The sequence below is a fragment of the Roseivirga pacifica genome, from assembly GCF_900111145.1.
GTDB lineage: Bacteria > Bacteroidota > Bacteroidia > Cytophagales > Cyclobacteriaceae > Roseivirga > Roseivirga pacifica.
In genome coordinates this window covers 1,191,318-1,206,808 of the sequence record NZ_FOIR01000001.1, presented here as the reverse complement: position 1 = coordinate 1,206,808, position 15,491 = coordinate 1,191,318, and the positions used below count along the sequence as shown (strand labels likewise).

Sequence of the window (15,491 nt, the reverse complement as noted above, 5' to 3'; positions counted from 1 at the left end):
TGTTTAGTAAAAGTCTTGTCGTTGCGACTTCCAAATTCTTACCAGTATGTAGGCAATCAAAGCACCGCCAATGTGCGCCAAGTGCGCCACGTTATCTCCCGGTGCACGCTGCAGTTCAGCGTAGACCTCGTAGAGAATATACACACTCACCAAGTATTTGGCCTTAATTGGAAAAGGAATAAACAATAAGAAAAGTTCTGTATTCGGGAAAAAGAGCGCAAAAGCCGCCAGCACACCAAAGATGGCTCCTGAGGCACCCACCATATTGTATTGGCCATAAATACTGTAAAGCTGATTAGCCAACCTTACCGATTGCTCTTTCAATTGTGGGTCATCTTCATTGCGCGAATACATATCCACAAAATCATATATCTGCGGATTCAACCCACTACCATGTTCTATTAAAAGCCTGTTGAATTCGTCTGAGCTTGGATTGGCCACATACGCCTCTACATCACGCTTTACATCGGCCACCTCAATATAGTTTACGGCTGTATAGAAAAGCCCTGCACCAACTCCCGTAACCATATAAAGAATCAGAAACTTCTTTTGCCCAAGAAATTGCTCTAAAAGCGGGCCGAAAATAAAAAGGGCAAACATGTTTCCGAAAATGTGCATCATACTACTAGTAGAGTGCAGAAACATGTAGGTTACAAACTGGTAAGGCTTAAACTCGGGCGCCAAAATAAAGTGTAGCCCCAGGTACTGCCCCAAGTCCAACTTCATGAAAGCCTGAATGAGCGCAATGCCTACGTTTATAATCAATAAGTTCTTTACTAGGGGAGTTAGTCTTCCAAACATAAATGCTAGTTAAATAACTGGTCTATTTTTTCCAATTCCAGTATGTGTGTCGTTTTGGTACCATCGGGTGCATAGCCGGGGCTTTTGCACGCAAACAGTTGGTCAATTAACGAGGACATCTCCTCTTGAGTTAGCCCAATTCCCGATTTTATTGCCGAACGCTGCGCAATGGCACGCGCAATGCGCTCATCGGTAGAAATGCTCAAAGTATGCTGAAAATGCTTAAACTGTTCAATAAACCCTTCAAACAAAGCTTTTTCGTTGGCCGCCTTTAAATCGGCAGGCACTCCTTCTATAATTAATGCGCTATTGCCGAATGGCGAAAATTTAAAGCCTATGGCATTCAATTCCTCGGCCATGTCTTGCACCAAAGCAAAATCTGCCGGGTTAAGCTCTAGCGTTTGCGGAAACAAAGATTGCTGGCAAGCCCCCGAGCGGTTTGAAAGTTGGGTTTGAAAACGCTCGAACAAAATACGCTCATGCGCCCTATGCTGATCGATCAGCATTAGGCCCGACTTAACTTGCGTGGCAATATACTTTTGGTGAATCTGAAAATAGCCTTTTTTAATAGGCTCTTGCTTAGGCAACTGTGAAGTTTCGCCAGCCGAAGAAGTACCGCTTACGGCACTACTCATGGTAATGGTTTTGGCCGCTTCGGGATGAATTTCCATTTGCGAATTTCTTACTTCTTCCTGTTTCAATTCTTTTTGCAAACCTTCGTACAGCTTTTCCCAATTACCAGCCGATTGCCTGGTTTCTACCGTTTTAAACTGACCATATGCCCTATCGGCTTGCGCCTGCGTTTGCTTAACCTCAGGTTTTACTTCTGGCCTAAAAGACGCAAAGTTAACGTCCTGAGAGAAGTCGATGGCCGGAGCAATGTTATGCGTACCCAAAGCTTGGCGCACCGCTGCTTTTATAATGGCATACACCGTACGCTCATCGTCAAACTTAATTTCTGTTTTGGTCGGATGCACATTAATATCAATGTGCTTCGGGTCAATTTCTATAAACAAAGTGTAAAAAGGGAATGTGCCCTCCTGCAAAAGTCCTTCAAAAGCTGTCATTACAGCATGGTGCAGGTATCCACTTTTAATAAATCGGTTATTGGCAAAGAAGAATTGCTCGCCCCGGGTTTTCTTGGCATGCTCTGGTTTGCCAACATAACCCCAAACGCGCAACACATCCGTCACCTCTTCGCAAGGTGCCATTTGGTCCTGATACTTTCGCCCAAAAATGCCTACAATGCGTTTGCTCAGCTTAGCCGAAGGCAAATGGTACATCTCCAAATCGTTTTGGTAAAGCGACATGGCAATGTCTGGATAAGCCAAAGCTACATGATGGAATTCGTCTACTATATGGCGCATTTCCACCGCATTCGATTTTAAGAAATTCCTTCTGGCCGGTACATTAAAGAACAGGTTCTTTACACAAATAGAAGTACCTATTGGAGTAGAAACCGGCTCCTGATTTTTCACATCACTGGCTTCTATATTTATACCCACGCCAAGTTCATCTTCTTCCCTACGGCTTTTTAATTCTACCTGAGCAACAGCGGCAATAGAAGCCATGGCTTCTCCGCGGAAACCCATCGTTCTAATATTAAAAAGATCGTCTGTCGATTGAATTTTAGAGGTAGCGTGGCGCTCAAAGCACATGCGCGCATCGGTAAGCGACATGCCCTTGCCATTATCTACAACTTGAATGAGCGTTTTGCCACTATCTTTTACAATCAGCTTAATATCTGTTGCACCGGCATCTATGGCATTCTCCAACAGCTCTTTTACCACAGAAGCAGGTCGCTGAACCACCTCTCCGGCCGCTATTTGGTTAGCAATGTTATCTGGCAATAACTTTATAATGTCGGGCATTCTCTCCTTTGGAATTACTTTCTAAATTTTTTCCAAAGATAGAAGGGAATATAGAGTAAGGCTAAATAAAATACTTCTGTTCCGATATAAAGAAATCCTCCTGCGAATAATACCAACACTATCAGGATGATAAGGCGCAGCATTACCGTTTGGTCTACACCACCGCCTTTGGCGTGTTTCATATTTTTGCGGAAAGAACCGGAAATCTGCGACCGATAACCAGCATCAATCTCATCTTCCATCATACCCATCTCCGCTTTTATGCGCGAGGTACGATTTTCAATGTCTTCTTTAATAGGATCATAATACCGCGGCTCTATGCGAAAACGTTGGTATTTTGGTTTTTTTACTAAACTGGGCAATTTCATCATATCGGTTCTGCCTCCTTATCGTTCTATAATTATGTAAAATTATAGTTTATTTGTTCTTTGTAAAATTCAAACGCCTTTATGATTAAAAAAGTTATCTGGTTCTGTTTCTCCTTGTTACTTGTAAACACCTCTTTACAAGCTCAAAAAATTTATAATAAAATTGACACCGAACGTCAAAATCAATGGGCAGATAGCATTTTCAATGCCATGACACCTGATGAGCGATTAGGACAGCTTTTTATGGTGGCGGCTTATTCCAATAGAAACGAGGAGCATTACAAAGAAATTGACCAATTGGTAACCGAGTACAATGTTGGCGGATTGATCTTCTTTCAGGGCGGACCATACCGCCAAGCCAAACTGCACAACCGCTATCAGGCCGAAGCCAAGGTGCCACTTATGGTGGCCATGGATGCCGAATGGGGCATTGGCATGCGCTTGGACAGCGTGTATGACTTTCCGAAACAAATGACGCTTGGCGCCATTCAAGATGACGAATGGGTTTACAAAATGGGCGAAGAAGTAGCAAATCAGTTTAAGGCGCTGAAAATGCACATCAATTTTGCTCCAGTGGTAGATGTAAACGTGAATCCCAACAACCCAGTGATTGGCTACCGTTCTTTCGGAGAAGACAAATATGATGTGGCCGAAAAAGGCATCGCTTATATGAAAGGCCTGCAAGACAACGGCATAATGGCCAACGCCAAGCATTTTCCCGGGCATGGCGATACCAGCGTAGACTCGCACCACGATTTGCCAGTAATTAACCACGACACCGTGAGAATGTCTGACACGGAACTTTATCCTTTCCGTGAACTTATGAAAGACAGCCTGCTTAGCGTAATGGTGGCTCATTTGCAAATTCCCGCTTACGACAACCGCAAAAACACACCTACTACCCTATCCGATAAAGTAGTTACCGACCTTTTGAAAAAAGACCTTCAGTTTGATGGACTAGCATTTACTGATGCAATGAACATGCAAGGTGTGGCCAAATACTATGAGCCGGGCGAAGCAGATGTTAAAGCACTGCAAGCAGGTAACGATGTAATACTCTTTCCGCTTGATGTACCAAAAGCTATTAAGCAGGTAAAAAAAGCCCTTAAAAAAGGTGAATTAGACCAAGCAGACATCGATCAGCGTGTAAAAAATGTATTGCGTGCTAAATACTGGCTAGGTCTTGAGGGCGACAACATGGTAAACATGACCAACCTGAACAAGCGCATTAACAACGATTATGCGCTAATGCTCAACAAGATTTTATACCAGAAAGCCATCACTGTTGTTGACAATCAGGATCAGCTATTGCCTGTGCTTTCGCTTGATAAAAAGAAGTTCGCTACGGTGCACTTTGGCGAAAAAGCCCCGGATGAATTCCACCGTATGATGGATAAATATGCCAAGTTTGAGCACATTCAGGTAGATACGCTTACCGATGAAACACTCGATTACCTATCCAATTTTGATTTGGTGGTAACCGCTTATACTGGCATCACCAATTCGCCACGCAACCAACACGGAGTGGATGATGAAAAAGTGGAGTTCTTAAAGCGCCTTCAGGCTAAAACCAAAACGATTACAATTGCATTCGGCAACGCCTATTCCTTGCAGTATTTCAACGGGCTGAAAAATATTATCTGCACTTATGAAGACAACGAGCTTACGCAGAACATTACGCCACAAATCATCTTTGGGGCTATAAAAGCAGAAGGAAAACTACCAATCACTGCATCGCCAAGCTTTAAAAAAGGCATGGGCATTGAAACGCTTACCACTTCGCGCTTGAGCTACGGTTTCCCGCAAGAAGCTGGCATGTCGCTAGATACACTTAGAAAAATTGATGCGATTATAGAGCAAGCCATAAAAGACAAGGCAACTCCGGGAGCACAGTTGCTAATAGCCCACAAAGGCAAGGTGGTTTACGAAAAGCAGTACGGTTACCAAACCTATGACGAAAAACGCCCGGTAACCGACCGCACCATTTACGACATTGCCAGCATTACTAAAGTGGCCGCCACTACACAAGCCGTAATGAAACTCTATGAGCAACAACGACTGGACATCAATAAAACTCTGGGCGACTATCTGCCCGAATTGAATGCAACCAACAAAGGTCCCCTCATCATTCGTGAAGTAATGACCCATCAGGCCGGGCTTAAGCCTTACATTCCTTTTTGGGAGCAAACGGTAAAAGACGAAAGCCTAAATCACACCTATATTAATGATGCTCCTGGGCCATCGGGCAGCCCTGCCATAATGGAAGAAGAAGTTCCAGTGGCACTTGCCGATTCCATCTGGAAATGGACGCTAGCGTCAGACTTGCGACAATTGCCAAGAAGAAAACAAAAGTACGATTACCTCTACTCAGACCTTGGCTATACGCTTATGCAAAGGGTAATTGAAACCATTATTGAAGAGCCGCTTCAGGATTTTGTGGCACGCGAATTTTACGCACCACTCGGCATGTGGAGAACAACTTTCCTTCCGTTAGAAAAAGGTTTTTATGAAGAAATAGCCCCAAGCGAGGTGGATGATTACTTCCGTAACACTATTGTATGTGGCAATGTGCACGATCAAAATGCCTCGGTTATGGGCGGCATTTCAGGGCATGCCGGCTTGTTTAGCACAGCCAGCGATTTGGCCGTTTTAATGCAAATGAACATGAATATGGGCGAATATGCCGGCAAACGCTACTTCAATGGATGGACCGTTCCTATATTCACAAACGCCCAAAACATGGAAAACCGCAGAGGCATGGGCTGGGACAAACCGATAACCGCAACAGACGAGGGACCAACAAGCAAGTTTGCTTCGGCAAGTACTTTTGGCCACACCGGATTTACGGGCGCTGCCATGTGGGCCGACCCTGCCAACGAATTGGTTTTTGTATTTCTTTGCAACAGAACTTACCCCGATAGCGAGAACTTTAAATTGATAGAGGATAATGTGCGCACCAGAATTCATGATTTGGTATACCAATCCATCATGGAACCTTAATGCACCTTTACCAGTTTAACTTGGCACAGCAGAATTTACTTCAATGAAAATAGGAATAGTTTGCTACCCAACTTTTGGTGGTAGCGGAGTAGTAGCAACCGAGCTAGGAAAAGGATTAGCCAAAAATGGGCACGAGGTACACTTTATTACATACTCTCAACCCACCCGACTCGATTTCTTTAACGAAAACCTATTTTATCACGAAGTAAATATTCGCTCTTACCCGCTCTTTAAATACCCACCTTACGAACTTGCCTTAGCCAGTAAAATGGTTGATGTGGTTAAATTCGAAAAACTGGATTTACTTCATGTTCATTACGCCATTCCGCATGCTTCGGCTGCAGTTATGGCCAAGCAAATCCTTAAATCGGAGGGCATTGAAATACCGGTGGTAACCACCCTGCACGGTACCGATATTACTTTGGTAGGAAAAGACCCATCGTATGAACCGGTTGTAACATTCAGTATTAACCAGTCGGACGGGGTGACAGCGGTTTCTGAAGACCTGAAAAAAGACACTTATAAGCACTTCAATATCACCAGAGAAATCAAGGTGATTCCAAACTTCATCGACTTAGAGAAGTTTCAGCGATTGAGAAAAGATCACTTTAAAACGGCCATTTGTCCTAATGGTGAAAAACTGATCGTTCACACTTCCAACTTCCGAAAAGTTAAACGTGTGGATGATGTGGTGAGGATCTTTAATGAAGTGTCCAAAACTGTACCTGCTAGGCTACTGCTAGTAGGCGATGGGCCGGAAAGAGGCCATATTGAAAGCCTTTGCCGCGAATTGGGAATTTATGACGAGGTGCGATTCTTAGGAAAACTAGAAGCTGTAGAGGAAGTGCTTTCCGTAGCCGACCTGTTTGTAATGCCTTCGGAGAAAGAGAGCTTTGGTTTAGCCGCGCTTGAGGCCATGGCTTGTCAAGTTCCGGTAATCTCTTCCAACGCAGGTGGTATTCCTGAGCTAAACATTGATGGCGTAACCGGCTATACCTCAAAAATTGGAGACATTGAAGAAATGACCCAAAATGCACTTCATATTCTAAGTGAAGATAACCTAGAGACTTTCAAGCAAAACGCATTAGAACACGCCAAGCAATTCGACATAGAAAAGATTTTGCCTATGTACGAAGAGTTTTACCGCGAGGTATCTGAGGCAGTATTATCGGCTGCACAACAATGAGTACCGTAGGCATAATTGGCTGCGGTTGGTTGGGGCTACCACTTGGCAAACATTTGGTTGAAGCTGGCTACAAAGTGGTTGGCAGTACTACGAGGCCAGAAAAATTAAAATCGCTGGAGGAAGTTGGTATAGAGCCAGTTTTACTTTCTCTCAACCCCATGCCAGAAGGTCAAGACTTCAACAAGCTCTTTAAGGCTGAAACACTGTTTATAAATGTGCCTCCACGCAGCAGAATCCATACGCCTGAGTATTATAGGGAGCAGATAAAATACCTTAAATACCAGCTTCAGAACTCATCGGTAAAGCGCGTGATCTTTATCAGCTCCACTTCTTTTTACCCAAATACAGGCGAAGCCGTAGACGAAAGCACGCCTTACGATTTACAGAAAGGATCGACCAAGGCAGTGGTTTATGGAGAGTTGGAAATAGCGCAAATCAGTCAGCCGCTCAGCATTTTGCGATGTGGAGGGCTAATGGGTGGAGACAGAATACCCGGTAAATGGTTTGCTGGCAAAGAAACCACCGGTGCCGAAACGCCAATAAACTACATTCACCGCGATGATGTTATAAAATATGTGACTTGGCTTTTGGAAAAAGAAAGCTGGCCTGCCATAAAAAATATGGTAAGTAGTGAGCACATTAGCCGAAAGCAAGTGCATGAAGCTATGGCCACTAAGTACAATTTTGCCCCACCTGTATGGATTAATCCTCAAATGTTGACCAGCAAAATAGTAGAAAGTAACGTTTCAGCTCCTTTCGAATTCAAATCGCCACTTAGTTACTAAGCAGCCTCAATTGCATCCAGAAAAGTCTCGCCCTTCTTAAGCTTTTGAATGGCTTGGCGGGTTTTAAGCTTGTACTGCGATTGCAAGTACGCTTCAAACTCTTGTTGAGATTTCTCCCAACCTGATTTATAAGTAGTTGGGTCCAAAGACAAAGTCGATTTTTTGAGTTCCATTTTTGCCACTTTTTTATGACTAATACCTCAAACGGCAAAAAACCCTATTGTAGTTCCCTAAACTTTACAAAATGATGTGAAAAATCAGCAGAATGCATAGAAATGCGTCTGAACAACAGGTTTTTACAACAAAAAATGGCTCAGCAGAAAGCTACTGAGCCAAAATTGTTATTGCCAAGCGGCTAATATCACTCCAACAATAGTGTAAGCCACTATATGATAAAGCGAATCAATCGCGATTAGCGAAGTAGATTTTCTAGAGAAAAGATAATTCATGGCGGTGGACGGAAAAATAAAGAAGATGCCCGTCATAATTCCGTAGCCAGCTCCCATGCCTACAGTCATTGGGTTTTCTGGGTCGGTACCAAAGCCAAAGAAGAACATGGCCATACCAAAGGAAATGATAAGCGCCATAATAAATGCACTGCCAAAGAGCTTGCCCATATTGGCACTTTTAATCTCTTCATCGCTTAAGCCCACTCCTTTTTGCCACGCTTTGCCAAATAGTGGGCCATACCAAAGCGAGCCTAAAATGAAAAATACAACAGCCGCTACGACTACTGCCAGCCAGTTAATTCCTGATAAATCCATAGTATAATGATTTGGTTAAAAATTATTCTCGTTTAATCTGCACTCCACTATACAAGTCATCAGCATTTCCGTCACTGTCCCAGTCTAACAAACCTATGAAAGCCGCCTTGCCATCCATCCACTCAAAATAATATGCGCCAGTTACACCATCTTGGGTTAGGTAGAGTGAATCTCCCTTAACCGCCCAAGTTCCCTCGGTAGTTTGAATTGGAGATCCATCCAAAGCCACATACTCAGAGGTAAAAGTGCCATTTTTATAATAAGTAGTGTTGATTGGTTTGATTTGAAGGGTCTCCTCCCAATGCCCTGCCGGAACACTAAAAATGGAATCACTACTATTGGGATAATTGAGTTTAACCTCGAGCGATTGATTATACCATTGCCCTAAAATCAATGTTTCGGTGTTCTGAGAGGAACAACCAATTACCAAGACACAAACAGCCAATATGCCGAACAACACCAGTTTTTTCATAATCAATAAATGACGCGTAATTAAATTAAGTAATTGCTTACTAATCTTCTAGTAAATCTATCAAATCGTCAACTTCAGAAACAAGTTGCACGTTTTTCGGATACTCTAGCTCCTCCATAAAATAGGGGTTGCCAGTAATTAGAATGCGTTTTTCCGTGAACTTCTCTGAAAGTTCGTACACATAGGCTTGTGTATCAATTTTGGCGGCTGGTGCCTTTACAAAGGTAAAAAGCACATCGGGCTTAGTGATTTCCGTTACCTTTTGCAGGTCTTTAAACGGAATATCCGCCCCTAAATAAATACATTGTTTGCCCCGGTTTTTCAATAGGTAAGTAAAAAGTAGAATCAACAAATCGTTGAATTCAGACATTGGCAAAAACAGCAAGTACTTCTCCGCATTGTTTGGTGGCATCATCAGTCCATCAATCGCCACAATAATTTTTTGGCGAATAAGCTGATAAATAAAATGCTCCTGCGCAGTAGAAACCTCTCCCGTTCGCCACATGGCCCCAATTCTTTTTAAGAAAGGGTACATAATGTCCGTTAGCGTTTTCTCAAAAGTGCGAATGAGTAGACTAGAACCAAGCACCTTTTCAAAGCGCCTTTCGTCCAGGTCGAGCATAGCCAAAACTAACTCGTTAATCGCTACGTTTACGTGCTGATCTAAAAACTCCAGTTTTTCCTCGCCTATTACGGTTTTCAATTCTTGGTTAAACTGATCTTCAGAATACTTACTGATTTGCGAGATCTTGTAACCGTTTTCAATCAAAAGGGAGACATTCAATAAGAATCGCAACTGATCGGCATCATAATAGCGAATATTGGTAGCCGTGCGCTTAGGTACAAGCAAGTTGTAGCGCTGCTCCCAAATACGTATTGTGTGGGCTTTTATGCCCGAATACTTCTCCAGATCCTTTATTGAATACTTAACCACAGTTACTAAAGTCGCTAGCGACCAAAAAAGTTACAAAAACGAAAAAATCCGCCACTAAACTAGTAAGTAACTAGACGAACCTCAACTCTTCTGTTAATTGCGCGACCTGCAGCACTAGAGTTTTCTGATAAAGGCAAGCTTTCACCCCTTCCGAACACCTTGATAAGATCCGGTGAAATACCTGCCTCCAACAGGAAATTAGCTATTATTTGAGCTCTCTTTAGAGATAAACGTTGGTTTAAGTCATAAGGCCCGGTGCTATCTGTGTGGCCTTCTACTACGATTAAATATTTTTTCCCCTCAAGGCTAATATCTTCTACCAATGCCTCCAGTTCCTGCCTAAAATTTGTCAATAGCTTGGTTTGATTAGTGGCAAAATAAATAGTCAGTTCTGATTCTATGACAGCAGCACCTTCTTTTCCAAATTTATCAGGCACAGGCTTTAACCCTTTGGCTTTAATTGGTAATTGTTGAATGCTGGTCATGGGAGCCCGCTCAATTGTAGGCACACTAATCACAGCCCTATTTGGCACTGCAGGCGCAATAGCCCTTGCTCCTCTTCGCTTCTTCCTTCTCCTCTCTTTCACCTTGCCTATGTATTTAATGCCAAACTCAATAGCTCCTTGGTTATTTATAGCGTTGGCAGAAACAGGCACATCGTATGCTATGCCAAAAACAAAGTGATTCTTTCGAAACTCAGCGGCCAGAATTAAATCTTTGCCAATTAGGTAACGCGGCTTGAACGCCAGGGACTGTTCAGCATCGAAGGTGTAGGTTGTTGACACCCCAGCATTATAAATCAAACCACCAACCTGATACACAATAAGCAGTTCGGGAGAAACACTCCAATCGAGGTTTTCGTAAATGGATAGTCCTGCGGTGAGCATATACGTAGGGTCGAACTTAACCGCATCGGAGTAGAATGAATCGACTGGTCTGTTGAGGTCAAAAACGGAAAAGCCAAAGTGCCCCAGTTTTCTTCCAAAATCATTAACCTGCTGCCAGAAGATGCCCGCATTAACGCGATTAAAATTCTGTTTTGTAGAAATAAGATTCTCTCCAGAGCCAATACTCAAATCGAAGCCACGGCCGGTTACATATTGCATGTTTGTAGTTACCCCAGCATAATCAAATCCTCTGTTTTGATTTGAAAGCCCTACTCCCAAACCAAGAGATTGACCCTTTGCCCCGATTATCCTTAAGCTGTAATTAAGACCAGCTTCTTGAACTTTGAAAGTATTGGTTTGGCCAGAAACATCGTTCAATAGATTAATACCCAAGGCACCTTTAATTCTTTCCCCAAAGGGAAAAAGTTGTGGATAAACAGCTTGAAATGAAGTACTGCTAATGCGAAAATCTGCGGCTCGGTTCTGTTGGCGCTGCACCAATGATGCTCCCCAAAATCCATCCATTCCTAACCATGCCGGATTGACCCTTTGCTCTGTAAAATCAATCAAGGAGAAATTGAATTGTTGGGCATTTGTATAAATGCTAAACGTAAAAAGTAATGCAGTAATTAGAACCAACCTCATACTACCTGATCAAACTGAGTGTTCCTTTTTTACTTCCATTTAGGTCAACCGACTGGCCATTCGGATACTCTCCTTTTACGTACCAATAATAAGTACCATTGGGTGCTGGTTGGTTATTGTTTGTACCGTCCCAGCCAGTTTGCATAGCCTCTGTAGAGTTGGTGGTTTCATAAACCAACACGCCCGACCTATTAAATATCTGAAATTGAAAGCTAACTGGCTTCTGGGTGAGGAAAACCAACAGGTTATCATTGTTTCCATCACCATTTGGAGAGAATAAATTGGCCACATTGCCCACTTGCTCCACTTCTACCATCACCGAAAACTGTTCCGAACAGGTGCCTCTGTTAGATATAGTCACTACATAGGTTGTGTTTTCAGTGGGTTGTGCTACTGGTGTAGCAATGGTTGGATCATCTAAACTTATCGCTGGCGTCCATTCGTAAAATACACCACCATACGCCTCAAGCTGCACAGTTTGACCATACTGAATATTGTAAAGCGTATCTGCAACCCCTGCTTCAAACATTACCGGCACAACCCTTACTTGACTGGTAACAGTACAGCCTTGAGTAGTTTCTGCCTCGAAAAACAGGGTGTGCTCCTCTGTTGGCAAGTAGGTTACCGAATGCTCATTAGATATCACCCCATTATCCCAAGTAGACCACTCTGGGTTAATAAAGCTATCGGAAACAGTTAGATTTAAATCCTCGCCAGAACAGACAAAGAGTTCATTCGGCAGGTTAGGCGAATCTCCGCTGATCACCCGGATATTGATCTCTAACTGACCGAAGTGACAATTTTCAAAACCAATTACGGAGCCATAGAGTGTGTCATTTCCCTCAGCAACATAATTCAACATTTCGTGCTGTCCTAAAGCTCCTTTAGTGGTTGAATACCAATATCTCTCCACCCCGATTTCACCAAAATATTTTTCGCTTCCTCGGCATAATGTCTCATTCACAACCACTAGGTCTTTTGTTTCGCAGACAGTACAAAGGCTGTAATTTCCATTCCCCGTATCCGAATTGAACGCATTGTCTACAGTACCCACGGCAAAGAGGTAGTCTCCCGGCTCAATCGCGTAAAACATCTTGTGTCGAGTGTATTCCTGAAAACCATTGGTTGGAAAAAACAGGTTGCGTGAAGCTGCAGAAATATTAGTATTGCCGACCTGTGTACTATCTTCCGCTTTTAAAAAAATAAGCTCATAGGTAATAGTAGAATCCCTTGCCAAGTCATCTGTTCCATTTTTCCAGGCAATAATTAAGTTGTCCCTAGCCTGTACGCCAGACCTATTAGAAGGCCCTCCCGGTGCTTCATTTTGTGTTTCAATATCATTGCCAAAAAACACTAAGTCGAAATGAAGACTATCCTCTCGCAGTAGCTGTGCAAAGTCTAAATGGCCGTTTAAATTCCAATCTGCAAACGCTGTGTGTACCACATCGGCAGTATCGTAAAGTACCACATCTGAGAAAGTAGGAATACTATCCATAAAGTAGCCTTTATCGTTACCGTTGAACAACCACAAATCTGAACTACCATTGGAATTGAAGTCGGCAACTAAAGCGTCAGAGACAAAGATTGAATCTAAGACTTTCTCCGTAGTAACCGTATCACCTATAGTTACCAACCCATTCCAAGCACTGCCATCTCCATCCTCTCCAAACAGGAACAAGTCTGGAAAAGGGCTTTCTGTCCACTTTCCTTGGGTAATACCACTCAACTGTTTTAAGTCATTGGTTTTAAGCTGAAGCGTGCTGGCCCATTCAAAATTACCAAGGTTTGTTGCGAAATGAACTAGCGTATCGGCATTGGGCGTGGTGTAAATTATATCTTTCAACCCATCGCTTTGGAGATCAGAAACATAAAGCTGCCCTACCTTTTTGTTTTGGAACAAAGGCAGCGAATCGTTGCCGCTAAAGACGGTAACAATAGAATCCTTTAGCGTAAGCAAGTCCAACTGCGTGTCATTGTCCAAGTCTTCAAAAAAGAAATCGCTGACGGTATAGTTCAGTATTGGTTCTGCCGAAATATTAAAGTTCAGCAGGCTATCAACAGTTAAAAAACTGGTCAGCGGTGTTAGCTCAAATGTTCCGGTAAAAGCCAGTTCTGCAATACCATTACGATCGATGTCAGTTCGCTTTAGTTGCGAGATAAAAAGACCTGTTATGAGCTGTTCAGATGCCACAAATTCTGCCCGACCGTTATTTATTACCTTAAAAATCGTCCCCGTTTTAGCCGAATCCTGGCCATATACAACCAAATCATAAAATCTATCGGCATTCAAGTCAATCCACATCATTTCAGGGTTACGAATCCCTTCCACATCAATAGAATCTACTTTTTGATACTGCTGGGCGCTAGCCACAGAGGCCAGCCCCAGTATCAGCAAAACAAAAATTAGGCGTGTGCTAGTCATTGTTTTTTTCGGTTAAGCTAAAGTTTACTTTAATGTTCAAATAACTATCTACCGCCTCACCATTGTAGCTACCAGGCTCCCATTGCTGAAATAGTTGGAGCACTCGAATAGCCTCTTGGTCAAAGGCATCTCCCAGTGACTTTCTAATCTTAAAGTCTTCCGCAATGCCCTTTTTATTCACTTTAAAAAACACCCTTACATACCCCTCCACATTAGCACCTATTTCACTTTCTGGGTAAACCAATTCCTTATTAATGAAATTGTTAAAAGCTTCTTCTCCCGGAATTGGCTTGGCGGGAATTATAACATCTTCATAAACAACAGTCGTTTTGGGCTCCTCTTTGACGGGTTTTGAACTTGGCTTCTCCTCCTCCGCTTGTTGGGGCTCTACAACCTTTGCCTCTTTCACAGCACCAACATTGGAAGGTTTGGGTTCAGGTTCAGCCTGTTGTTTCAAAGTATCAGGTTCAGGCTTTATTGGCGCTACCACTTCCTCTTGAATGTTAGGTTCTTCGTAGGGCACCTCATTCTTTTCTTCGTTTGTAAAAAAGAACCAAGCGCCCAATGCTACAAAAAGTACTAGAGCAAAACCCCACTTTGCATTTGAAACGTTAGTTTGTTTATGGTAGCTCGCTCTGTTTAGCGTAGCTTGTTCCAAAGCCTTTTCAAAATCCATTGTGTTGTGGATTTCTTCGGCACTCACCTCTTTTATACGTTTAACAAATTTGTACTTCATCTCGCGCTTGTTTTAAAGTGAGACTTCATTCTTTTCAGTATTCGGTAAATTTTTGTTTTGGCATTCCCCTCGGTTATTCCCAGCAAGTAACCAATCTCTGAGAAGCTCTTTCCTTCAAAAAACCGAAGCTCTATCAACTCCAGTTCTTGCGGATTCAACTGCCTTAATACCTCTGGTAAAATGGCCAACCAAATGTCCTTTTCGCTATCATCTAACTCTACCTCAAACACCAAATCGTGCATCACGTAATTATCTAGCGCAATTGTTCGCTGTGCTTTTGAGGCCCTGAAATAATCGTGGCAACAATTAATGGCAATGCGAACCAGCCATGCCGAAAACGGAAAGCCTTTATATTCAAAGCGCTTAATATTCACCATAGCTTTGGCAAATGCTTCAGAACATACTTCCCCTGTCAAAGGCACATCGCCCAAACGAGCGTAGACTATTCGAAAAACCTGCTCATAATACTTTTCATAAAGCGGCCGGAAAAACCGCAGGTCTTCCTTAGCCTTTTCTATCAGCTCGTTCTCAGTCAAATTGTTGATACTTGTGGTATTCAAGGTTTATTTTTAAGGTAGGTTCGCTTGGAAAACGGAGATTATCAAAAAAGAAACACTTCT

14 protein-coding genes are annotated in these 15,491 nt (G+C 42.8%); 3 read left to right on the top strand and 11 right to left on the bottom strand.

Annotation, left to right across the window (positions count from 1 at the left end; all coding sequences use genetic code 11):
* Positions 1-3: 3 nt before the first annotated feature.
* The 3 genes from BMW98_RS05330 to BMW98_RS05320 are packed head-to-tail and all read right to left on the bottom strand — an operon-like array spanning position 4 to position 3,043.
* On the bottom strand, positions 4-801 hold the full coding sequence (locus BMW98_RS05330) for a rhomboid family intramembrane serine protease (protein WP_090257480.1): 798 nt from the start codon (positions 799-801) through the stop codon (positions 4-6).
* A gap of 5 nt (positions 802-806) precedes the next feature.
* Positions 807-2,672: a DNA mismatch repair endonuclease MutL gene (gene mutL, locus BMW98_RS05325; protein WP_090257479.1), complete on the bottom strand. Its 1,866-nt coding sequence runs from the start codon at positions 2,670-2,672 to the stop codon at positions 807-809.
* A 14-nt stretch (positions 2,673-2,686) separates the two neighbouring features.
* On the bottom strand, positions 2,687-3,043 hold the full coding sequence (locus tag BMW98_RS05320; RefSeq protein ID WP_090257478.1) for a hypothetical protein: 357 nt from the start codon (positions 3,041-3,043) through the stop codon (positions 2,687-2,689).
* A gap of 78 nt (positions 3,044-3,121) precedes the next feature.
* Here BMW98_RS05320 and BMW98_RS05315 point away from each other — a divergent pair, with 78 nt between their 5' ends.
* Genes BMW98_RS05315 through BMW98_RS05305 form a run of 3 tightly spaced genes read left to right on the top strand, consistent with a single transcriptional unit; the run spans position 3,122 to position 8,011 of the window.
* On the top strand, positions 3,122-6,040 hold the full coding sequence (locus BMW98_RS05315; RefSeq protein WP_090257477.1) for a serine hydrolase domain-containing protein: 2,919 nt from the start codon (positions 3,122-3,124) through the stop codon (positions 6,038-6,040).
* A gap of 43 nt (positions 6,041-6,083) precedes the next feature.
* Complete coding sequence (gene bshA / locus BMW98_RS05310) at positions 6,084-7,226, top strand: N-acetyl-alpha-D-glucosaminyl L-malate synthase BshA (RefSeq protein WP_090257476.1); 1,143 nt, start codon at positions 6,084-6,086, stop codon at positions 7,224-7,226.
* Positions 7,223-8,011 (top strand): NAD(P)-binding domain-containing protein, encoded by a 789-nt coding sequence (locus BMW98_RS05305; protein ID WP_090257475.1) that lies wholly within the window; start codon positions 7,223-7,225, stop codon positions 8,009-8,011. The genes bshA and BMW98_RS05305 overlap by 4 nt, the downstream gene beginning before the upstream one ends.
* Here BMW98_RS05305 and BMW98_RS20405 read toward each other — a convergent pair.
* The 8 genes from BMW98_RS20405 to BMW98_RS05270 all read right to left on the bottom strand — a co-directional run bounded on the left by BMW98_RS20405 (position 8,008) and on the right by BMW98_RS05270 (position 15,431).
* Entirely contained in the window at positions 8,008-8,184 is a 177-nt protein-coding gene (locus tag BMW98_RS20405; protein ID WP_162844687.1) for a hypothetical protein, read from the bottom strand. The two genes, BMW98_RS05305 and BMW98_RS20405, sit on opposite strands and share 4 nt — an antisense overlap.
* Positions 8,185-8,352: 168 nt before the next feature.
* Positions 8,353-8,775, bottom strand: coding sequence for a DUF1761 domain-containing protein (locus tag BMW98_RS05300; protein WP_090257474.1), 423 nt, complete (start codon positions 8,773-8,775; stop codon positions 8,353-8,355).
* 22 nt (positions 8,776-8,797) lie between these two features.
* Positions 8,798-9,247 (bottom strand): hypothetical protein, encoded by a 450-nt coding sequence (locus BMW98_RS05295; RefSeq protein WP_090257473.1) that lies wholly within the window; start codon positions 9,245-9,247, stop codon positions 8,798-8,800.
* Positions 9,248-9,287: 40 nt separating this feature from the next.
* Complete coding sequence (locus tag BMW98_RS05290; RefSeq protein ID WP_090257472.1) at positions 9,288-10,181, bottom strand: MerR family transcriptional regulator; 894 nt, start codon at positions 10,179-10,181, stop codon at positions 9,288-9,290.
* A gap of 59 nt (positions 10,182-10,240) precedes the next feature.
* Entirely contained in the window at positions 10,241-11,713 is a 1,473-nt protein-coding gene (locus BMW98_RS05285) for a PorP/SprF family type IX secretion system membrane protein (RefSeq protein ID WP_090257471.1), read from the bottom strand.
* 1 nt (position 11,714) lies between these two features.
* Positions 11,715-14,135 carry a T9SS type B sorting domain-containing protein gene (locus tag BMW98_RS05280; protein ID WP_090257470.1) on the bottom strand — a complete coding sequence of 807 codons (2,421 nt, stop codon included), beginning with the start codon at positions 14,133-14,135 and terminating at the stop codon, positions 11,715-11,717.
* A complete protein-coding gene (locus BMW98_RS05275; RefSeq protein WP_090257469.1) occupies positions 14,128-14,871 on the bottom strand; it encodes an energy transducer TonB in 744 nt (247 codons plus the stop codon). The genes BMW98_RS05280 and BMW98_RS05275 overlap by 8 nt, the downstream gene beginning before the upstream one ends.
* The gene (locus BMW98_RS05270) at positions 14,868-15,431 is read right to left on the bottom strand and encodes an RNA polymerase sigma factor (protein WP_090257468.1); all 564 of its coding nucleotides are present in this window, start codon (positions 15,429-15,431) and stop codon (positions 14,868-14,870) included. The genes BMW98_RS05275 and BMW98_RS05270 overlap by 4 nt, the downstream gene beginning before the upstream one ends.
* Positions 15,432-15,491: the final 60 nt, after the last annotated feature.